The sequence below is a fragment of the Streptomyces sp. W1SF4 genome (assembly GCF_003950035.1).
In the GTDB taxonomy this organism is placed as follows: Bacteria; Actinomycetota; Actinomycetes; order Streptomycetales; family Streptomycetaceae; genus Streptomyces; species Streptomyces racemochromogenes.
This window is the reverse complement of sequence record NZ_CP034350.1, coordinates 7143902-7158310: the sequence shown is the minus strand read 5'-3', so window position 1 is coordinate 7158310 and position 14409 is coordinate 7143902. Positions and strand designations below refer to the sequence as shown.

Here is a 14409-nt window from a genome sequence, read left to right as displayed (position 1 = left end):
GTGGGGCTTCGGCGTGCGCGGGGGTTCGCGGTGAAGGCCACGGCGCTGTTCCGGCTGGCGCACCTGATAGCCGCGGCGGGCGTCGTGCTCGCGGACCGGGTGGACGTCCGGAGCGTCGCCCTGCTGGCCTGCGTCTGCGCCGTCTCGGTGGTCCTCTACGTGCCCGCCCTCGTGCGCGGCTGGTTCTCCGGTGCGGGCGTGTGGACCGATGTGCTGGTGACCGGGTGCGTTCTGCCGTGGGTCGCCGTCGCCGTGATCGGCGAGGGGGACGCCGTGGCACCGCACGGCTGGCTGATGGTGCAGAGCCTGTCGGCCGCCGCCACCGCGGTGGTCGCGTTCCGGTGGCGGGGGGCCGCCCTCGCGGTGGCGCTGCTGCTGGCCACCTCGCCCGCCGTGCACGCGGTGGTGCCGGACCCGGACCCGGCGGGTCTCCTCGATCATTTCAGCGCGATCGCCAGCTGTGTCGCCCTGGCCGGCGGAGGCTGGTGGTACACACGGCGCCAGGGGCTCCTGCTGGACGCCGCGCACGACCGGGCGGTCGCCCTGGAGGCCGCCCGCGCGCGCCAGGCCGAGCGTACGGCGCACCACGCGGCCCTGCACGACACCGTGCTCGCCACCCTCACCACGATCGGGGCGGGCCGCGTGGACGCCAACGCCCCGGCGGTCCGCGAACGCTGCGCGCGCGAGGCCGCGTACCTGCGGCGGCTCGTCGAGTCCGAGGAGGAGGGGCACGACCGGCCGTACGGCCCGCCTCCGGGCGCGGCGGCGGACGCGCGGGCCGCACTGGAGGAGGCCGTCCACCGGGCGGAGGGCCTGGGGCTGACCCTGAAGGCGCAGTTCCACGCCGTGCCGGAGCTGCCGCGGGAGGTCTGCGAGGCCCTCGCCGCCGCCGTGTCCGAGGCCCTGAACAACGTGAGCCGGCACGCGGGCACCGACACCGCCTACGTCACCGCCGTCGGAGGGGCCGGGGGCGGGGTAGAGGTGACCGTGGCCGACCGCGGGGCCGGTTTCGACGTCCGCGGGTCCGGCGGGCGTGGGACCGGGCTGCGCAGGTCGGTCCGCGGCAGGCTGGCCGCCGTGGGCGGGGCGGCGGTCGTGGACAGTCACCCCGGTGAGGGGACCGTCGTCGAGCTGCGGTGGCCCGCGTGATCGACATCGCCGTGGTCGACGACGACCGCATGCTCCTCGACGGGCTGGTCTCCTGGCTCGGCCGCCAGCAGCGGCTGCGGCTGGTCGGCACCGCGGCGACGGTCGGTGAGCTGCTGGCGCGGCCGGGGGCGGCGGCCGAGGTCGTCCTGCTGGACCTGGTCCTGCGCGACGGCTCCGATCCGGAGGCCAACGTACGGCGGGTGCGGGCGGCCGGGAGCAAGGTCCTGCTGATCAGTACGGTGACCGACCGCGCCCGGATCGTGGCGGCCGTTACGGCCGGGGCGGACGGCTACCTGACCAAGGACCACGCGCTGGACACCCTCGTCGAGGCCGTCGAGGCGGTGGCCGCGGGCGGCACGGCGCACTCGCCCGAACTCGCCTTCGCCTGGGCGAACGACACCGGTCCGGCCCGGCCGCACCTGGCGCCGCGGGAACGGCAGGTGCTGCGCGACTACGCCTCCGGGCTGACGCTGAAGGCCGCCGCGCGCCGTGCGGGCATCAGCTACCACACCGCGAAGTACTACCTGGACCAGGTCAAGGAGAAGTACCGGCAGGCCGGACGGCCCGCCCGTACGAAGATCGAGCTGGCCCGGCGGGTGCACGAGGACGGCCTGCACCCGTGAGGTGTCACGCGGTGGGCGGCGCGGGTTCCCCCGGGGCCGGCGGCCGGCAGGCGGCGCCGGCGGCGTCCTCCTCCGTGCGCGGCCAGTAGCGCCCTTCGAGGGCCTCCGCGCTGCGGTTGAGCCGGACCAGGACGTCCTCCAGCTCCCGCACCTCCTCCGGCGACCAGCCGGCGACGATCCGGGCCAGGCAGGAGCGGTTGACCTCGCGGTGCCCGCTGAGCCGGCGCCCGCCCTCGTCGGTGATGCGCAGCTTGCGGGCCATGCCGCCGTCCGGATCGGCGACGCGTTCGGCAAGCCCGCAGCGCAGCAGTGCGGCGGTCTGGCGGTTCACGGTCGAGGTGTCGAGCCCGAAGGCCTCCGCCAGCTGGCCGATCGACATGGGGCCCTGGGTGTCGATGCGGCTCAGGAGCAGGTACGCCGACCGCTCCAGGCGCTCGTGGTCGCGCTCGTGCCGGCCCAGCACCTGGTGCCGCGAGAGCAGCATCAGCTCCCGCTCCAGTTTCTCCAGCACTGCGCCTCCCGCTCCTTCCGGCGCTCCATTATCGCCGACGCGTGCGGACCGCCGGGCCGGGGCGGGCGGGCCGGCCGGGACCGGCGGGCCGACAGCGCTGCAATATGCATGATACATAGCGTGTGTACTATGCACTTCTCGTTGTCGTCCGACGAGCCACAGCCACCACCCGGAGGACCCGCATGACCGTCACCACGTCGACCGCCTCCCGCGCGGCCGAGATCCTCTCCCGGCCCGTCGCGCTCAACGGCCTCACCGTCCCCAACCGCATCGCGATGGCTCCGATGACGCGGATGTTCTCCCCCGGCGGCGTGCCCGGCGAGGACGTGCGGGCGTACTACGCGAGCCGCGCCGCCGCGGGCGTGGGCCTGATCGTCACCGAGGGCACCTACGTGGGCCACGAGTCCGCCGGGCAGAGCGACCGGGTGCCGCGGTTCCACGGCGAGGAGCAGCTGGCGGGCTGGGCGAAGGTGGCCGCGGCCGTGCACGAGGCGGGCGGCACGATCGTGCCGCAGCTGTGGCACATCGGCATGGTGCGCAACCAGGGCGAGGCGCCGTACCCCGACGCGCCCGCCGTCGGCCCCTCCGGCATCCGCGTCGACGGCACCGAGGGGACCGGCAGGGCCATGACCCGCGCCGACCTCGACGACGTCATCGGCGCGTTCGCCGACGCCGCCGCGGACGCCGAGCGGATCGGCTTCGACGGCGTCGAACTGCACGGCGCCCACGGCTACCTGCTCGACCAGTTCCTGTGGGAGCGCACCAACCGCCGTACCGACGCGTACGGCGGTGACGCGGTGGCCCGTACGAAGTTCGCCGCGGAGGTCGTCGCGGCGGTCCGCGAGCGCGTCTCGGCCGAGTTCCCGGTGATCTTCCGCTACTCGCAGTGGAAGCAGGAGGCCTACGACGGCCGGCTCGCGCAGACCCCGGCCGAGCTGGAGGCCATCCTGGCCCCGCTGGCGGCGGCGGGCGTCGACGTCTTCCACGCCTCCACCCGGCGCTACTGGCTCCCGGAGTTCGAGGGTTCGGACCTGAACCTCGCGGGCTGGACCAAGAAGCTCACCGGCCGGCCGGCCATCACCGTCGGCTCGGTGGGCCTCGACGGGGACTTCATCCGCTCCTTCGCCGGCGAGGGCGCGGCGCTCGGCGACATCGACAACCTCCTGGACCGCATGGAGCGCGACGAGTTCGACATGGTGGCCGTCGGCCGGGCGCTGCTCCAGGACCCGCAGTGGGCGGCGAAGGTCCTCGGCAACCGGTTCGACGAGCTGAAGCCGTACGACGCGGCGGCGCTCGGGACCCTCAGCCGGTAACGGCGGGTCCGTGCGGGAACGCCCCGCGAGGCCGGTCAGCCGGCCCCGCGGGGCGTTCGCGCTCCGTCATGGCCGAAACCACGTCTCTCGGGCATGTGCCTCATTGACCCCACAGCACCGCCGCGATTGCATGCTCTGGCCTCCGGCAGGGAGCCTGAGGCGGGACTTCGTCCTGACTGGGGGGAACATGAGGGGAACCACGCACGGGGTCACCGCCAGACGCGCACGGGCCGCCCTGGGCGCGGCCGTCGCGGTCTGCGCTGTCACGGCCGCCTTGCCCGGAGCCGCCTGGGCCGGACCCGCGGGGGCGGCGGGTCCGGCCATCGTGGGCGTCGAGAGGATCAGCGTCGCGCCCGACGGCACCCAGGGCGACGGCGGTTCCGGCGCCGCCTCGATCACCCCCGACGGCCGCCGCGTCGTCTTCTCCTCCTCGGCGCGCAACCTCACGCCCGACAGCCCGGCGGGCAACGAGGCCGTGTTCGTCCGCGACCAGCAGACGGCGCTGACCAAGCGGATGGGGACGTACACCCCGCTCCAGCCCCCGGCGATCAGCGGCAACGGGGCGTACGTCGGCTACTCGCTCCAGTGGATCAACGACGTACGCATCCGCCAGTACCAGGTGAGCAGCGGCGGGACGGCGTCCGCCAACTGCTCGGCCTACAGCTGCGACCAGCCGTCGCTGAACGGGGACGGCCGGTACACGGCCCTCGCCCTCCTCATGAGGAAGCCGGCCCCCACCAACCGCCAGCGCGTCGAGGTCCACGACTGGAACACCGGCGCCGTGGTGACCGTCGCCTCCTTCGAGCACACCTACCCGGCCCGGCCCTCCATCAGCGGCGACGGGCGCTACGTCGCCTACCAGGACGGCGCGGCGAAGGACGTCTTCGTCTGGGACCGGACCACCGGCACCAGCACCGGCCCGGTCGAGGGCCCGGCCACGGCGGCTTCGCTCGTCCAGCTCAGCGACGACGGCGGCACGGCCGTCTACCTCTCGGGCTCCCACACCTACGTCCACGACCTGCGTTCGGGCACGACCCGCACGGTCACGGACGTGAAGGGCCTGGCCGTCGATCCGACCGGCCGGCACCTGCTGTACGCCCCGAACGCCACGGGCGGACCGTCGCTGGTGCTGCGCGACCTGGAGACCGGTACCGACCAGGTCGTCTCGGACCGGCCCGCCACGGCGGGGATCGACGCGGTCAGCACGGGAGGGCGCGACGTGGTCTTCCAGTCCGCGGCCGACGACATCGTGCCCGGCGACACCAACGGCACGTCGGACGTCTTCGTCCGCCACCTCTTCTGACCCGGGCCGGTCGGCTCCCGTCTTGTCCGGTCAGGCGGACGGGCGGGAGAATCCCGGCATGTCCAGCGACCGGCTCATGCGCATCCACAGTCCCCAGTTCCAGGCCATGGCCGAGAGGGTGCTGGAGGTCACCCGGCTCACCTCCCGCCTGAACGTCCTGCCCTTCGAGGACGAGGAGGCCAAGGCCGAGCTGTTCGAACAGATCCTCGGCAAGCCGCTGCCGCCGAGGGTCACGATCTATCCGCCCTTCTACACGGACCACGGCCTGCGCCTCGAACTCGGCGAGCGCGTGTTCATCAACCAGAACTGCACGTTCCTGGACTACGCCGGCATCCGGCTCGGCGAGCGGGTGATGGTCGGCCCGAAGGTCACCTTCATCACCAGCGGGCACCCGGTCGACCCCGAGGAGCGGCGGCTGTACCTCACCGGCGCGCCCATCGACGTCGCGGAGAACGTGTGGATCGGCGCCGGTGCCACGATCCTGCCCGGCGTCAGCATCGGGCGGGACGCCGTGATCGCCGCCGGCGCGGTCGTGGCCGACGACGTCGCGCCGGCGAGCCTGGTGACCGGTACGAAGGCCGCCGTGAAGCGTCAGTGGTGACGGGCGGGCCGCGCGGTGCTCACCGCGCGGCCCGTCGGGTCAGGAGCGGGGCGAGACCTTGACGATGGCCTCGATCTCCACGAGCTGCTCGGGGACCGACAGCTCGGAGACGCCGACGATGGTGTCGGTCGTGCGGTGCTTGCCGACGTACTCCTTGTGCAGCCGGGCGGCCGTGTCGAAGTTCTGGCGCAGGTCCTTGGTGAAGATCTTGATGCTGATGATCTGGCTGCGCGGCACCTTGTAGTGCGCGAGGACCTTGTCCAGGTTGTCGAACGACGTGCGCACCTGCTTCTCGAAGTCGCCGGCGCCCACGAAGTTGCCCGCCGCGTCGTGCGACACCTGCCCCGAGATGTAGATCTCGTCCCCGGCCCTGATGCCCTGCGAGTAGCCGTAGGACTCCTCCCACGGCACGCCGAAGGTGAAGTGGTCCCAGCCGCGGCGCGCGGTGTCCTGCGCGCTGGCGCCCGGTCCCGTGAAGGTGATCGTGGTGGCCACGACCGCGGCCACCACGGCGCCAATGCCGAACCTGCGCCTTGACTTGGTCATTCCTCGTGTCCTTTCGTCCCCGGTGGAGCCCGTGGCGCTGACGCTGTCAGCGCGGGAGCGAGAACTCCTCGAAGGGGGATCGAGCGGACGCGCGGGGGAGGCGGTCAGAGGCGGATCACGTTCTCGCAGTTCACGACCACGTCGCGGGCGGCCGGGTCCGCGATCACCGTGTCGAACCCGTCTCCGCAGTCGATCCGGTCGTAGCCCCGGTTGCGGCTGATGATCGTGTCGTTGCCGCCGCCTCCGACGAAGCTGTTCTGCGCCTGCGGGACGGGCCAGCCGTCGGGGTCGGACAGCTGGTCACCCCGGCTGCCGCCGCGCAGGCGGTCCTGGCCGGTCCCGCCGTCGATGACCGCCGCGACCGGCAGCGGGACGAAGAACCCGAGCCCCACCGTGTCGTTGCCGTCCCCGGCCGCCATCCGCAGCCGCGAAGTGGTGCCGACCGGACCGCAGTTGACCTGGCTGGTCGCGATGCTGTGGCAGCCGGACCCGGGGACGACGCCGGCCGCGTCGAAGAGGGAGATCTCGCCGGAGTTCACGTCGACGATGACCTCGTTGGCGGTCGCGGGCAGCGCGGTCCACTGGACCTCGGACCCCGCGCGCTGCGCGAGGGACGGCGCCGCCGCCGCGGGACCGGCGGCGAGCACGACGAGGGAGAGGGCGGTCACGGCGGGACCGAGGACTCTGGCCGCGCGCGGCCCATGGGATCTGTTCACGGTCCCACTGTGCCGACCGCGCACCCGTCGCACCGCTGAGCGACCCGGCCCACTGCTCCCATCGGCCGTGCCCCGTCACCGGTACGGCGCGGGGGCGCGCACTGGCCGGATCCGGTGCCCGCGGGTACCGGGGGCGGGGCGGGGCTGGCAGCATCTGCGGGTGCTCGGAAAACGTGGTGTTGTCCTGACGGTGGTGGCGGCGGCGTACGGCATGTCCTCCATGGGGGACCAGATGGCGATCCTCTCCCTGACCTTGCGGCTGCACGACCAGGGGCACTCGGGCGTGGCCGTCTCGGCGCTGGTGGTCGCCGGGGTGCTGCCGCTGGTCGTGGTCGGGCCGCTGGCCGCCCCGCTGGTCGACCGGGTCGAGAGCGCCCGGCTGGTCGTCGTGGTGACGGCGTTGCAGGGTCTGGTCAGCGCGGGGCTGGTGTTCGTGACAGGGCTGGCCGGCACGCTCGTCCTGCTGGTGCTGCTCGGGGCGGGGCTGGCCCTGGCGTCGCCGGCGCTGCTGCTGCTGGTCCCGGAGATCGTCGGGGCCGAGGACACCGCCCGCGGCTACGCCCGGCTCGACGCGTTCCGGTCGGCGGGCAACGTGGCCGGGCCGGCGCTGGCCGGTGTGCTGATCGCCGTGTTCGACGTACGGGTCGTCCTGCTGGCGAACACGGCCACCTTCGCCGTCATGGCCGTGGTGCTGTCCTGCCTGGGGGTCCGGCGCCAGCCCGCGGCGGGCGCGGGCGGGAGCTGGCCCGCGCAGGTCCGGGAGGGGGTGCGGGTCCTGGGCGGGGACCGGTTGCTGCGTACCGCGATCCTCGCGCTGGCGTCGGCGATCGTGTTCACCGCCGTGCTGAGCGTGGCCCGGGTCTTCTTCATCCGGGACGACCTGGGCGTCTCGGGCACCGGGTACGGCTTCCTGGTCAGCGCGCACACCGTCGGCATGCTCGCCGCCTCCACGCTGATCGCCCCGCGGGTCCCCTTGGAGTGGCAGCCGCGGGTGCTGGTCGGGGCCGGGGTGCTGATGGGGACCTCGCTCGCCGTCGGGGCCGCCGTGCCGGTCTTCGCCCTCGCGCTGGTCTCGTTCGTCCTGACCGGCGTCGCCAACTCCCTCCAGGGGCTGGCGATCCGCAACCTCATCCACGCCCGGGTTCCCGAGGGGGTACGCGGCCGGGCCTTCGCCACCTCGGGGGCGACGCTGAACGGGGCCAACCTGGTGGGGACCGCGCTCGGCGGGCCGGCCACGGCACTGCTCGGCGGAGCCGGAGCCCTGGAGCTGGCGGGGGCGGGGACGCTGCTCGTGACCCTGGCGGGCAGTCCGGTGCTCCTGCGCCACCGCGCCGGAGCGGATGCGCCTGAGCGGTCCCCGGCGCGGGAGCGGGGGGCGGGTCCCGCGCGGGAGTAGGCCCGCGTGGCGGTGGCCGGTTTGCGCTCCCCCGCGTTGACGGGTCGTCCGGGCGTCCCTAGCGTCGAAAATCGACCGGTAACGGTCGAGTACGTCGTGTCTCTGATCTCCGAGGGTGCCAGGCGGTCCCTGCCACCCGTCAGAGGGGGAAACCCATGTCCAGCACGATACTTCCCGGCAATCCCGTGATCCGAGAACTGGTTCTCCTGGGCGACTCGGCGCCCGGACGCAGGGGCGGGCGCACCGTCGTCGCCCAGTCCCACTGCGAGATCGACCTCGCCTCCGACGAGGCGCTGGAGCGCTGCGTGCAGGCGTTGCGGGCCTCCGACGAGCGCCTCGCCGAGCAGTCGGACGGCCCGTACGACTGGCAGCGGACCTGGGTGGAACGCAACGGCCAGGCCGGCGGCAAGGTGGTCTTCGACGTGGCCTGGTACGACGAGGAGTTCTTCCGGCAGAAGAAGGACACCTTCCTGGCTCCCGGGCACCTCGCGATGTACGCGAACATCGGCGCCGAGGACGGAGCGGTGCGGGTCACCCACTGGCACAAGGTCGACTGACGCACCGCCAGGCGGACGGCGGGGGCCCGGTCCGGGCGCCGGGCCGGGTCCTCGCCCGCTACGGGGCCCGCGCCGCGGGGTCCTCGTCCTCGCCGGTCGCCAGCGCGGCCGGCAGAGGCAGCCCGTACTTGTCTCACAGGAACCGGGGCTGGCAGTAGCGCCGGGCGTCGGCGGCCACTCCCCCGAGGACCGCGGAGTTCATGCCGGCACCGATGAGGACGCCCACGAAGGGCACGACCTTGGCGACGTTCCGCACCGGAACCCGCGCCCCGGCGGGCCCAGTTGCCCCATCAGCCTCTCGAGGGCGACCAGGAGGCGAGGGGGGCGGTGAGAGTGCTCATCGGTTCTCCGTTCCGGCTGTGATCGCTGGGTCCACCATGCCCTGCCGGCCGCCGTGTTCTCCGGGGATCCGGCTTACGGGCGGTCAGGGACGGTTCGTTGCGCCGATCGGGTGGGAGTGGGGCGGTGCGCGCGGTGGGCGGGCGGGGGCGCGGGCAGAGGTCGGGGTGGGAACCCACACACCTCGGAGGCGCTTCACATGTCCGTGCTCTTCTTCGACATCGGGGCCACGCTGGCGGACGCCCGGTTCGAGCCCGACGGCTCGCTGACGCTGCGGCCCCGGCCCCGGGTGGTCGCCGTCCTCGACGCCCTCGCCGGCGTGCGCATGGGCATCGTCTCGAATCCCGGGCCGGGCGACGGCGCTGCCGAGCGGGCGGCGGCGGCCCTGGAAGCGGCGTTTCCCGGCCGCTTCACGGACGCCGGTCTCGTGCACTGGGGCGTGAAGGACGGCCGCGGGATCTTCGACCGGGCGGTCGCGAGCGCCGGCGGTGTGCCGGCCGACGGCTGCGTGTTCGTCGGAGAGGACGCGCAGGAGCGGGCGTTCGCCCGGGAGGCGGGGATGCGGACGGCGCCGCACCCGGTGTTCGCGCCCGCCGCGGTGGAGGGCCGTCCCGTGTTCTCGGCGCGGATCGGCCTGCCGGAGGGCCGCGGTCCGGCGGAACTGGCCGCGGTGGCGGAGACGACCGAGGCCGTGCCCGTGAACGTGGCGTCGGAGCGGCTCGTGCTCGCGCTGGCGAGCGGACGCGGCGCCGATGTGCTCGAACACGCCGGTTTCACCGTGGAGTTGCGGGAACCGGTGGAGGACAGGTGACCCGGGGGGCGCCGCCGTGCCGGCGTTCGTGAGGCTCTAGAGGGTGTCCTCGGGGTGGGGGCCGGTGGCGTACGGGTTGGGCTGGTCTTCCGCCAGGACGCCCACGAAGGGCTCGCCCTCCCCCGCGAAGGTGTACGCCCCGCCTTCGATCCGGTCGATCAGGCCGCGGGTCCACGCCGCTTCGCTGTCGGCCGAGTGGACCCACATGTTCATGATCTCGCCGATGTGCCCGAGCTGTCCGGGGCCGCCCTCGGGCGTGTAGTACTCCGTGGCCGAGGCCCGCCACTGGCGGAGCCGCTCGATGCGCTCCTTGAGGAGCGCGACGGCCTCCTCCCGCGGCAGGTCTACGATGAATCCGATGCCGGCCGAGAGGACGTCCGTCTTCTGGTCGTAGGAGGTCAGCGCCTGCCGCAGCAGGGTGAGGTACTCGCCGGTGCCCCGGTCGGTCATCTCGTACTCGACGCGGGGCGGGCCGCCCACGGTGCTCGGCGCGACCTCGTGGGCCAGCAGGAGGCCTTCCTTCGCCATCTGCTTGAGGGCGTGGTAGATCGAGCCCGGTTTGGCGTTGGACCATTCGTGGGCGCCCCAGAACTCCAGGTCGTTGCGGACCTGGTAGCCGTGCGCCCGTCCGTGCTGGCGGACCGCGCCGAGGACCAGCAGACGGATCGCTGACATGGGAGTCTCCCTTCAAGACAAGTTTGACTAGCTTAGGGCCGCGGGGCGGACGACGGCGGCCGACCCGATCCCTCTAATCAAGTTTGACCAATCACGGTCGACGTCGTACCGTGGACCGTCGTAGTCAAGTTTGACCAGTGAATCGGAGTCGATCACGTACCGCGAGGGAGTAACCGTGCCCCTGCCCGCAACCGTTTCCGGTGACGCCGCGACCGCGCTGCCGCCGCTCTCCGTCCAGGCCGAGCGCCTGATCGAGCTCGGGGTGCCCGCCATCGCCGGGATATCCGCCGCCGAGCTGCGGGCCTTCGCGGGCTCCGGCGGCGACGGGGCCCTGCTCGCCGTCCACCCGGACCGGGCCCCCGCCTCCGCCCTCGCGCCGCTGCTCCGGCGGGAGGGGAAGTCCGGCTTCGTCGTCGCCGACATGCACGACGTCGACCGGTTCGCACCCCACCGGGTGGAGCTGCCCGACGCACCCCTCTACCTGGTCGACGGCCTCGACCGCGGCGACCGCATGGCCAACTGGAGCCCGGAAGAGGCGCTTCCCGCCCTCGCCGAGGAGGGGCGCACCCCGCTCCTGCTCACCGAGGGCGTCGCCTGGATCCTCCAGCAGCCCGCCGTGCTCGACCGCAACCACTGCTTCATGACGATCGGTTCGCGCCTCATCAAGGCCAACGGCAGTGCGGACGCGCGTACTCCGGCGATCTGGATCAGCAACGGGACCGGCCGGGACGGCCGCGAGCGGCGCAACGCGCCCAAGGTCGGCTGGTGCTGGTGGAACAACCGGCACACCTGGCTGGGTTTCGCCTCCGCCGTGGATCGCCGGGCGTAATCCGCCCCGGGCATGCCGTGCGCCGCCCGCGGGCGTCGGTCCGGGCCGCAATCATGCTGTCCTGGACCGAAGTTGCGACCCTCCCCCGTGGAGATCGCTGCCTTTGGGCGGCGCATACAGCCATACGGAAGGCCCCCCGCGAGTGCGGTGGGCCGCCCCCTTGGCGGCATGGGCAAGATCCTGCTGCACGAGCCTGCGGCTGTCAACAATAGTTTGCACATACCTCAACTCGTGGGCGGTCCGTGGAGCTTGTCCCACCTTCGGCACGGGAACCGGCCGCCGGCGCGCCGTCGTCGGCGCGGAGGGCTTTAGGCCCTTCCCTGCCAAGGCGAAAGCGGCGATGATCGTGGCACTCGCCGTCCCGGCCGCTCCGCGGCCCGGTGCCGGCAGCCGATCGAGCCAGCAGGAAAGAGACCGATGAGCGGCACGGGGGACGAACGGGCGTCGCTGATCTCGGCGCGTCTCGACTTCCTGTTCGCCCACATCTTCCCGAGGAACGGCGGGCCCCAGTCGCTGGAGGCCGTCAGCCTCGCCACGGGTGTGCCGGTCGCCCTCCTGCGGCGCCTGCGGGCGGGCGAGCCCGTCACGGAGGGCGTGGACGACGACCCGTTCATCGCCCGGCTCGAACACCTGCTGAAGACCCGGATGACCGCCGAGGGCAAACCGCACACGATCACGGACCTGGCGAGGGCCTGCGGCAAGTCGCGGACCTGGCTCTACAACCTGCTCGACGACAAGAGCAAGCCGAGCCTGGAGTCCACCAAGCTGCTCTGCAAGATCTTCGGGGTGGACCCGTCCTTCTTCACGGACGGCCCCCTGGAGGCCCTGGCGCGGCACTTCGGCATCGAGGCCGGAGCACGGTTCTTCGTGCTCCCCGAAGACGACGAACTGGTGCGGGAGACGAAGAGCCAGGTGGAACTCGTCGCCCTGCTGAGGGAAGTCGGCGCCCCGGCCGTCCTCAGCCGCTACCTCGGCAACCTTCCCCCGGGCACGTCCCGCGCCGGGGCCTGACCCGCCGGCCCCGCGGGCGCGGGCGGGCTCCGGGCGCGCCGCGCCGCCCGGCCCGGGCGGTCATTCGGGGCCCGCTCCCTTACGCTGCCGTGGGGTCACAGTGGGCGGTCCGCGGACGCGGGGCGGGTCACGAGCGATGCGGCAGACCCGTGGACCGGACGAAGTGCGCGTCGGGCCGCGGGTCCTGTGGGAGGAGAGGCCGGCCGTGGCGGGAATCAGGAAAGCCGTCGGGATCGTCGTGGAGACGGTCCGGGAGATCCGTACCCTGCGCAGGTTGCGCAACACCTTCTGCTCCCGGCTGGGGCTGCCCGCGCACCCGACCATCGACGAGGTCGTCTCGGCCGTGTCCGGGCACTGCGGGATGCCGATCCGGATCCTCCAGCTGCCGTTGACGTACCCGCTCACGGGAGGGCTCCTGCAGGGCCCGGGCGAACTGATCGTCGTGGTCGACAAGGACTCGCCGAGCATCCTGCAGAGCTTCGTGATCGCCCACGAACTGGCGCACGCCTTCCTCGGGCACGATCCGCAGACGGCGGGGCACGACCTCCAGGACGAGCTGCTCGCCAGCCTGGCGCCCGCGCTCAACCCGAAGGTGGCCCGCATGATGCTGGCCCGTACGTACTTCGACGGGGCCGAACCCTCCCGTTCCCACGGCCAGAGTCCGCCCGAGCGGGAGGCCGAGACCCTGGGACGGCTCATCGTCAGCATGATCACCAATACCGGCGGCAACTCGGCGACATCGGCGAGCTCTGCCCTGCGCCACAGGGGGACCGGTGTCTGAAGACACTGCGAACGTCGTCTACCTCGTCGTCGCCGCGATAGCCTCGTGCACCACCCTGGCGAAGTTCGTCGCCTGGCAGCGGGAACGTTCCCCCGCCCTGCGGCTGATCGCCGTGTGCTCCGCGGTCGGGGTGGGCGCGTTCGTGTTCGCCACGCCCGTGGTCTACCGCGGCGTCGCCGGGCTCACGGGCGCGCCGAACCTCGCCGAGCTGCTGGTCTTCTTCTGCATCCTGGGCTTCTTCGCGCACACGCACGTCATGTCGCTGGTGTGGCGGCCCGTGGCCGAGCCCGACTCCGAGCGGAACGTGCTGGCGTTCCCGCTCTGCGTCTACGTCCTCGTCGCCCTGGCCATGACCGGCGGGTTCCTCGCCGGCGGACTGGACGACGCGCCGCACCCGCTGGACTTCAACATCGCCTACGGCAGGGACCCCGGCGCCCTGGTGATGCTGGCCGCGTTCCAGCTGGGCCTCGGCTACGCGTCGGTCTCCACCGCCCTGCGCTTCCGCCGCAACGCCCTCTACGCCCAGGACGACCCCCGGCTGCGCCGGGCCCTCCAGCACATCGCCGTCGCCACCTGGTTCATCGCCGGCTACGTGGCGTGCGTCGGACCCGCCACCCTCGCCGGCGCCTTCGGCGTGCGCGCTCTGGAGCCCCTGCACAGCCTCGGGCCGGTCTCCGGGACCATCGGAGCGATCATCATCAACTGGGGGTTCTCGGGCGCCGCTATCGCCGCCTGGCGCACCGACCGCCGGGACTACCTGGCGCTGGCCCCGCTGTGGCAGCTGACGCGCCGCCCGGACCCCCGGATCGCGCTGACCGAGCCCAACCAGGTCACGCAGCTCGGCCTCGTCTACGTGCGGGACTGGCACCTGGTGACGCGCATGGCCGACATCCTCAGCGGGATCCGCAGCCTGTACCCGTACTTCAGCGACGCCCCCGTCGCCCGGATCCGCCGGGCGGCCCCTGGCGCCGGCTGGTCGCAGGAGGAGGAGCACGCCGCCGCGGCCGCCGCGGTCCTGCTGCGCGCGGTGGCGCTCGCCGAGAGCGGGGCCCCCGTCGTGAGCGAGAGGGGCCGGCCGCTGCCGGGCGCCGGCCTGGAGCCGGCCGCCCAGCGCGCCCACCTGGTCCGCATGGCCCGCCACCTCGAACACCCCGACGTCCTGGCCGCGGCGGGGGTGGACACCGAGGGCCGGCTGGTCCCCGACATGGCCTGACTGCGCCCGGATCGCGGCACGGGCGTCCGGGGGCG

Annotated in this window: 17 protein-coding genes; 12 read left to right on the top strand and 5 right to left on the bottom strand. The window is 73.3% G+C overall.

Annotated elements, in window-relative coordinates; all coding sequences use genetic code 11:
* Window positions 1-30 precede the first annotated feature (30 nt).
* Both D1J60_RS33185 and D1J60_RS33180 read left to right on the top strand, forming a co-directional pair.
* Window positions 31-1149: an ATP-binding protein gene (locus D1J60_RS33185; protein WP_125823675.1), complete on the top strand. Its 1119-nt coding sequence runs from the start codon at window positions 31-33 to the stop codon at window positions 1147-1149.
* A complete protein-coding gene (locus D1J60_RS33180; protein ID WP_164721027.1) occupies window positions 1146-1772 on the top strand; it encodes a response regulator transcription factor in 627 nt (208 codons plus the stop codon). The genes D1J60_RS33185 and D1J60_RS33180 overlap by 4 nt, the downstream gene beginning before the upstream one ends.
* Window positions 1773-1776: 4 nt before the next feature.
* Here D1J60_RS33180 and D1J60_RS33175 read toward each other — a convergent pair whose 3' ends face one another.
* Complete coding sequence (locus D1J60_RS33175; RefSeq protein WP_241253633.1) at window positions 1777-2256, bottom strand: MarR family transcriptional regulator; 480 nt, start codon at window positions 2254-2256, stop codon at window positions 1777-1779.
* Window positions 2257-2465: 209 nt separating this feature from the next.
* Between D1J60_RS33175 and D1J60_RS33170 the strand changes: the two genes are divergently transcribed.
* The 3 genes from D1J60_RS33170 (at window position 2466) to D1J60_RS33160 (ending at window position 5500) form a co-directional block, all read left to right on the top strand.
* Window positions 2466-3596 carry an NADH:flavin oxidoreductase gene (locus tag D1J60_RS33170; protein ID WP_125823674.1) on the top strand — a complete coding sequence of 377 codons (1131 nt, stop codon included), beginning with the start codon at window positions 2466-2468 and terminating at the stop codon, window positions 3594-3596.
* A 187-nt stretch (window positions 3597-3783) separates the two neighbouring features.
* The gene (locus D1J60_RS33165; protein ID WP_164721026.1) at window positions 3784-4899 is read left to right on the top strand and encodes a PD40 domain-containing protein; all 1116 of its coding nucleotides are present in this window, start codon (window positions 3784-3786) and stop codon (window positions 4897-4899) included.
* Window positions 4900-4957: 58 nt separating this feature from the next.
* Window positions 4958-5500 carry a DapH/DapD/GlmU-related protein gene (locus D1J60_RS33160; RefSeq protein WP_164721025.1) on the top strand — a complete coding sequence of 181 codons (543 nt, stop codon included), beginning with the start codon at window positions 4958-4960 and terminating at the stop codon, window positions 5498-5500.
* A gap of 39 nt (window positions 5501-5539) precedes the next feature.
* On the opposite strand, the gene D1J60_RS33155 is transcribed toward D1J60_RS33160, so the two are convergent.
* Both D1J60_RS33155 and D1J60_RS37550 read right to left on the bottom strand, forming a co-directional pair.
* Complete coding sequence (locus D1J60_RS33155) at window positions 5540-6046, bottom strand: RidA family protein (protein WP_125603293.1); 507 nt, start codon at window positions 6044-6046, stop codon at window positions 5540-5542.
* 104 nt (window positions 6047-6150) lie between these two features.
* Entirely contained in the window at window positions 6151-6762 is a 612-nt protein-coding gene (locus D1J60_RS37550; protein WP_164721024.1) for a hypothetical protein, read from the bottom strand.
* Window positions 6763-6922: 160 nt separating this feature from the next.
* Between D1J60_RS37550 and D1J60_RS33150 the strand changes: the two genes are divergently transcribed.
* On the top strand, window positions 6923-8158 hold the full coding sequence (locus D1J60_RS33150) for an MFS transporter (RefSeq protein ID WP_164721023.1): 1236 nt from the start codon (window positions 6923-6925) through the stop codon (window positions 8156-8158).
* A gap of 155 nt (window positions 8159-8313) precedes the next feature.
* Window positions 8314-8715, top strand: coding sequence for a hypothetical protein (locus D1J60_RS33145; protein ID WP_125603290.1), 402 nt, complete (start codon window positions 8314-8316; stop codon window positions 8713-8715).
* Window positions 8716-8848: 133 nt separating this feature from the next.
* Here D1J60_RS33145 and D1J60_RS38760 read toward each other — a convergent pair whose 3' ends face one another.
* Complete coding sequence (locus D1J60_RS38760; RefSeq protein WP_277607522.1) at window positions 8849-8971, bottom strand: hypothetical protein; 123 nt, start codon at window positions 8969-8971, stop codon at window positions 8849-8851.
* A 282-nt stretch (window positions 8972-9253) separates the two neighbouring features.
* Between D1J60_RS38760 and D1J60_RS33140 the strand changes: the two genes are divergently transcribed.
* Window positions 9254-9865, top strand: coding sequence for an HAD family hydrolase (locus D1J60_RS33140; RefSeq protein WP_206436610.1), 612 nt, complete (start codon window positions 9254-9256; stop codon window positions 9863-9865).
* A 36-nt stretch (window positions 9866-9901) separates the two neighbouring features.
* Here D1J60_RS33140 and D1J60_RS33135 read toward each other — a convergent pair whose 3' ends face one another.
* On the bottom strand, window positions 9902-10540 hold the full coding sequence (locus D1J60_RS33135) for a PadR family transcriptional regulator (protein ID WP_125823671.1): 639 nt from the start codon (window positions 10538-10540) through the stop codon (window positions 9902-9904).
* A 181-nt stretch (window positions 10541-10721) separates the two neighbouring features.
* On the opposite strand from D1J60_RS33135, the gene D1J60_RS33130 reads away from it, so the two are divergent.
* The 4 genes from D1J60_RS33130 (at window position 10722) to D1J60_RS33115 (ending at window position 14374) form a co-directional block, all read left to right on the top strand.
* A complete protein-coding gene (locus tag D1J60_RS33130; protein WP_125824338.1) occupies window positions 10722-11369 on the top strand; it encodes a DUF5701 family protein in 648 nt (215 codons plus the stop codon).
* Window positions 11370-11786: 417 nt separating this feature from the next.
* Complete coding sequence (locus D1J60_RS33125) at window positions 11787-12380, top strand: helix-turn-helix transcriptional regulator (protein WP_125823670.1); 594 nt, start codon at window positions 11787-11789, stop codon at window positions 12378-12380.
* Window positions 12381-12585: 205 nt separating this feature from the next.
* A complete protein-coding gene (locus D1J60_RS33120; RefSeq protein ID WP_164721022.1) occupies window positions 12586-13161 on the top strand; it encodes an ImmA/IrrE family metallo-endopeptidase in 576 nt (191 codons plus the stop codon).
* A complete protein-coding gene (locus tag D1J60_RS33115; protein ID WP_125823668.1) occupies window positions 13154-14374 on the top strand; it encodes a DUF6545 domain-containing protein in 1221 nt (406 codons plus the stop codon). Before D1J60_RS33120 ends, D1J60_RS33115 begins: the two co-directional genes overlap by 8 nt.
* Window positions 14375-14409 lie beyond the last annotated feature (35 nt).

Bases quoted from the DNA above. Each gene is read 5' to 3' on its own strand.
- D1J60_RS33175 (WP_241253633.1), bottom strand. From the start codon at position 2,256: ATGCTGCTCTCGCGGCACCAGGTGCTGGGCCGGCACGAGCGCGACCAC.
- D1J60_RS33170 (WP_125823674.1), top strand. From the start codon at position 2,466: ATGACCGTCACCACGTCGACCGCCTCCCGCGCGGCCGAGATCCTCTCC.
- D1J60_RS33165 (WP_164721026.1), top strand. From the start codon at position 3,784: ATGAGGGGAACCACGCACGGGGTCACCGCCAGACGCGCACGGGCCGCC.
- D1J60_RS33160 (WP_164721025.1), top strand. From the start codon at position 4,958: ATGTCCAGCGACCGGCTCATGCGCATCCACAGTCCCCAGTTCCAGGCC.
- D1J60_RS33155 (WP_125603293.1), bottom strand. From the start codon at position 6,046: ATGACCAAGTCAAGGCGCAGGTTCGGCATTGGCGCCGTGGTGGCCGCG.
- D1J60_RS33145 (WP_125603290.1), top strand. From the start codon at position 8,314: ATGTCCAGCACGATACTTCCCGGCAATCCCGTGATCCGAGAACTGGTT.
- D1J60_RS33140 (WP_206436610.1), top strand. From the start codon at position 9,254: ATGTCCGTGCTCTTCTTCGACATCGGGGCCACGCTGGCGGACGCCCGG.
- D1J60_RS33135 (WP_125823671.1), bottom strand. From the start codon at position 10,540: ATGTCAGCGATCCGTCTGCTGGTCCTCGGCGCGGTCCGCCAGCACGGA.
- D1J60_RS33125 (WP_125823670.1), top strand. From the start codon at position 11,787: ATGAGCGGCACGGGGGACGAACGGGCGTCGCTGATCTCGGCGCGTCTC.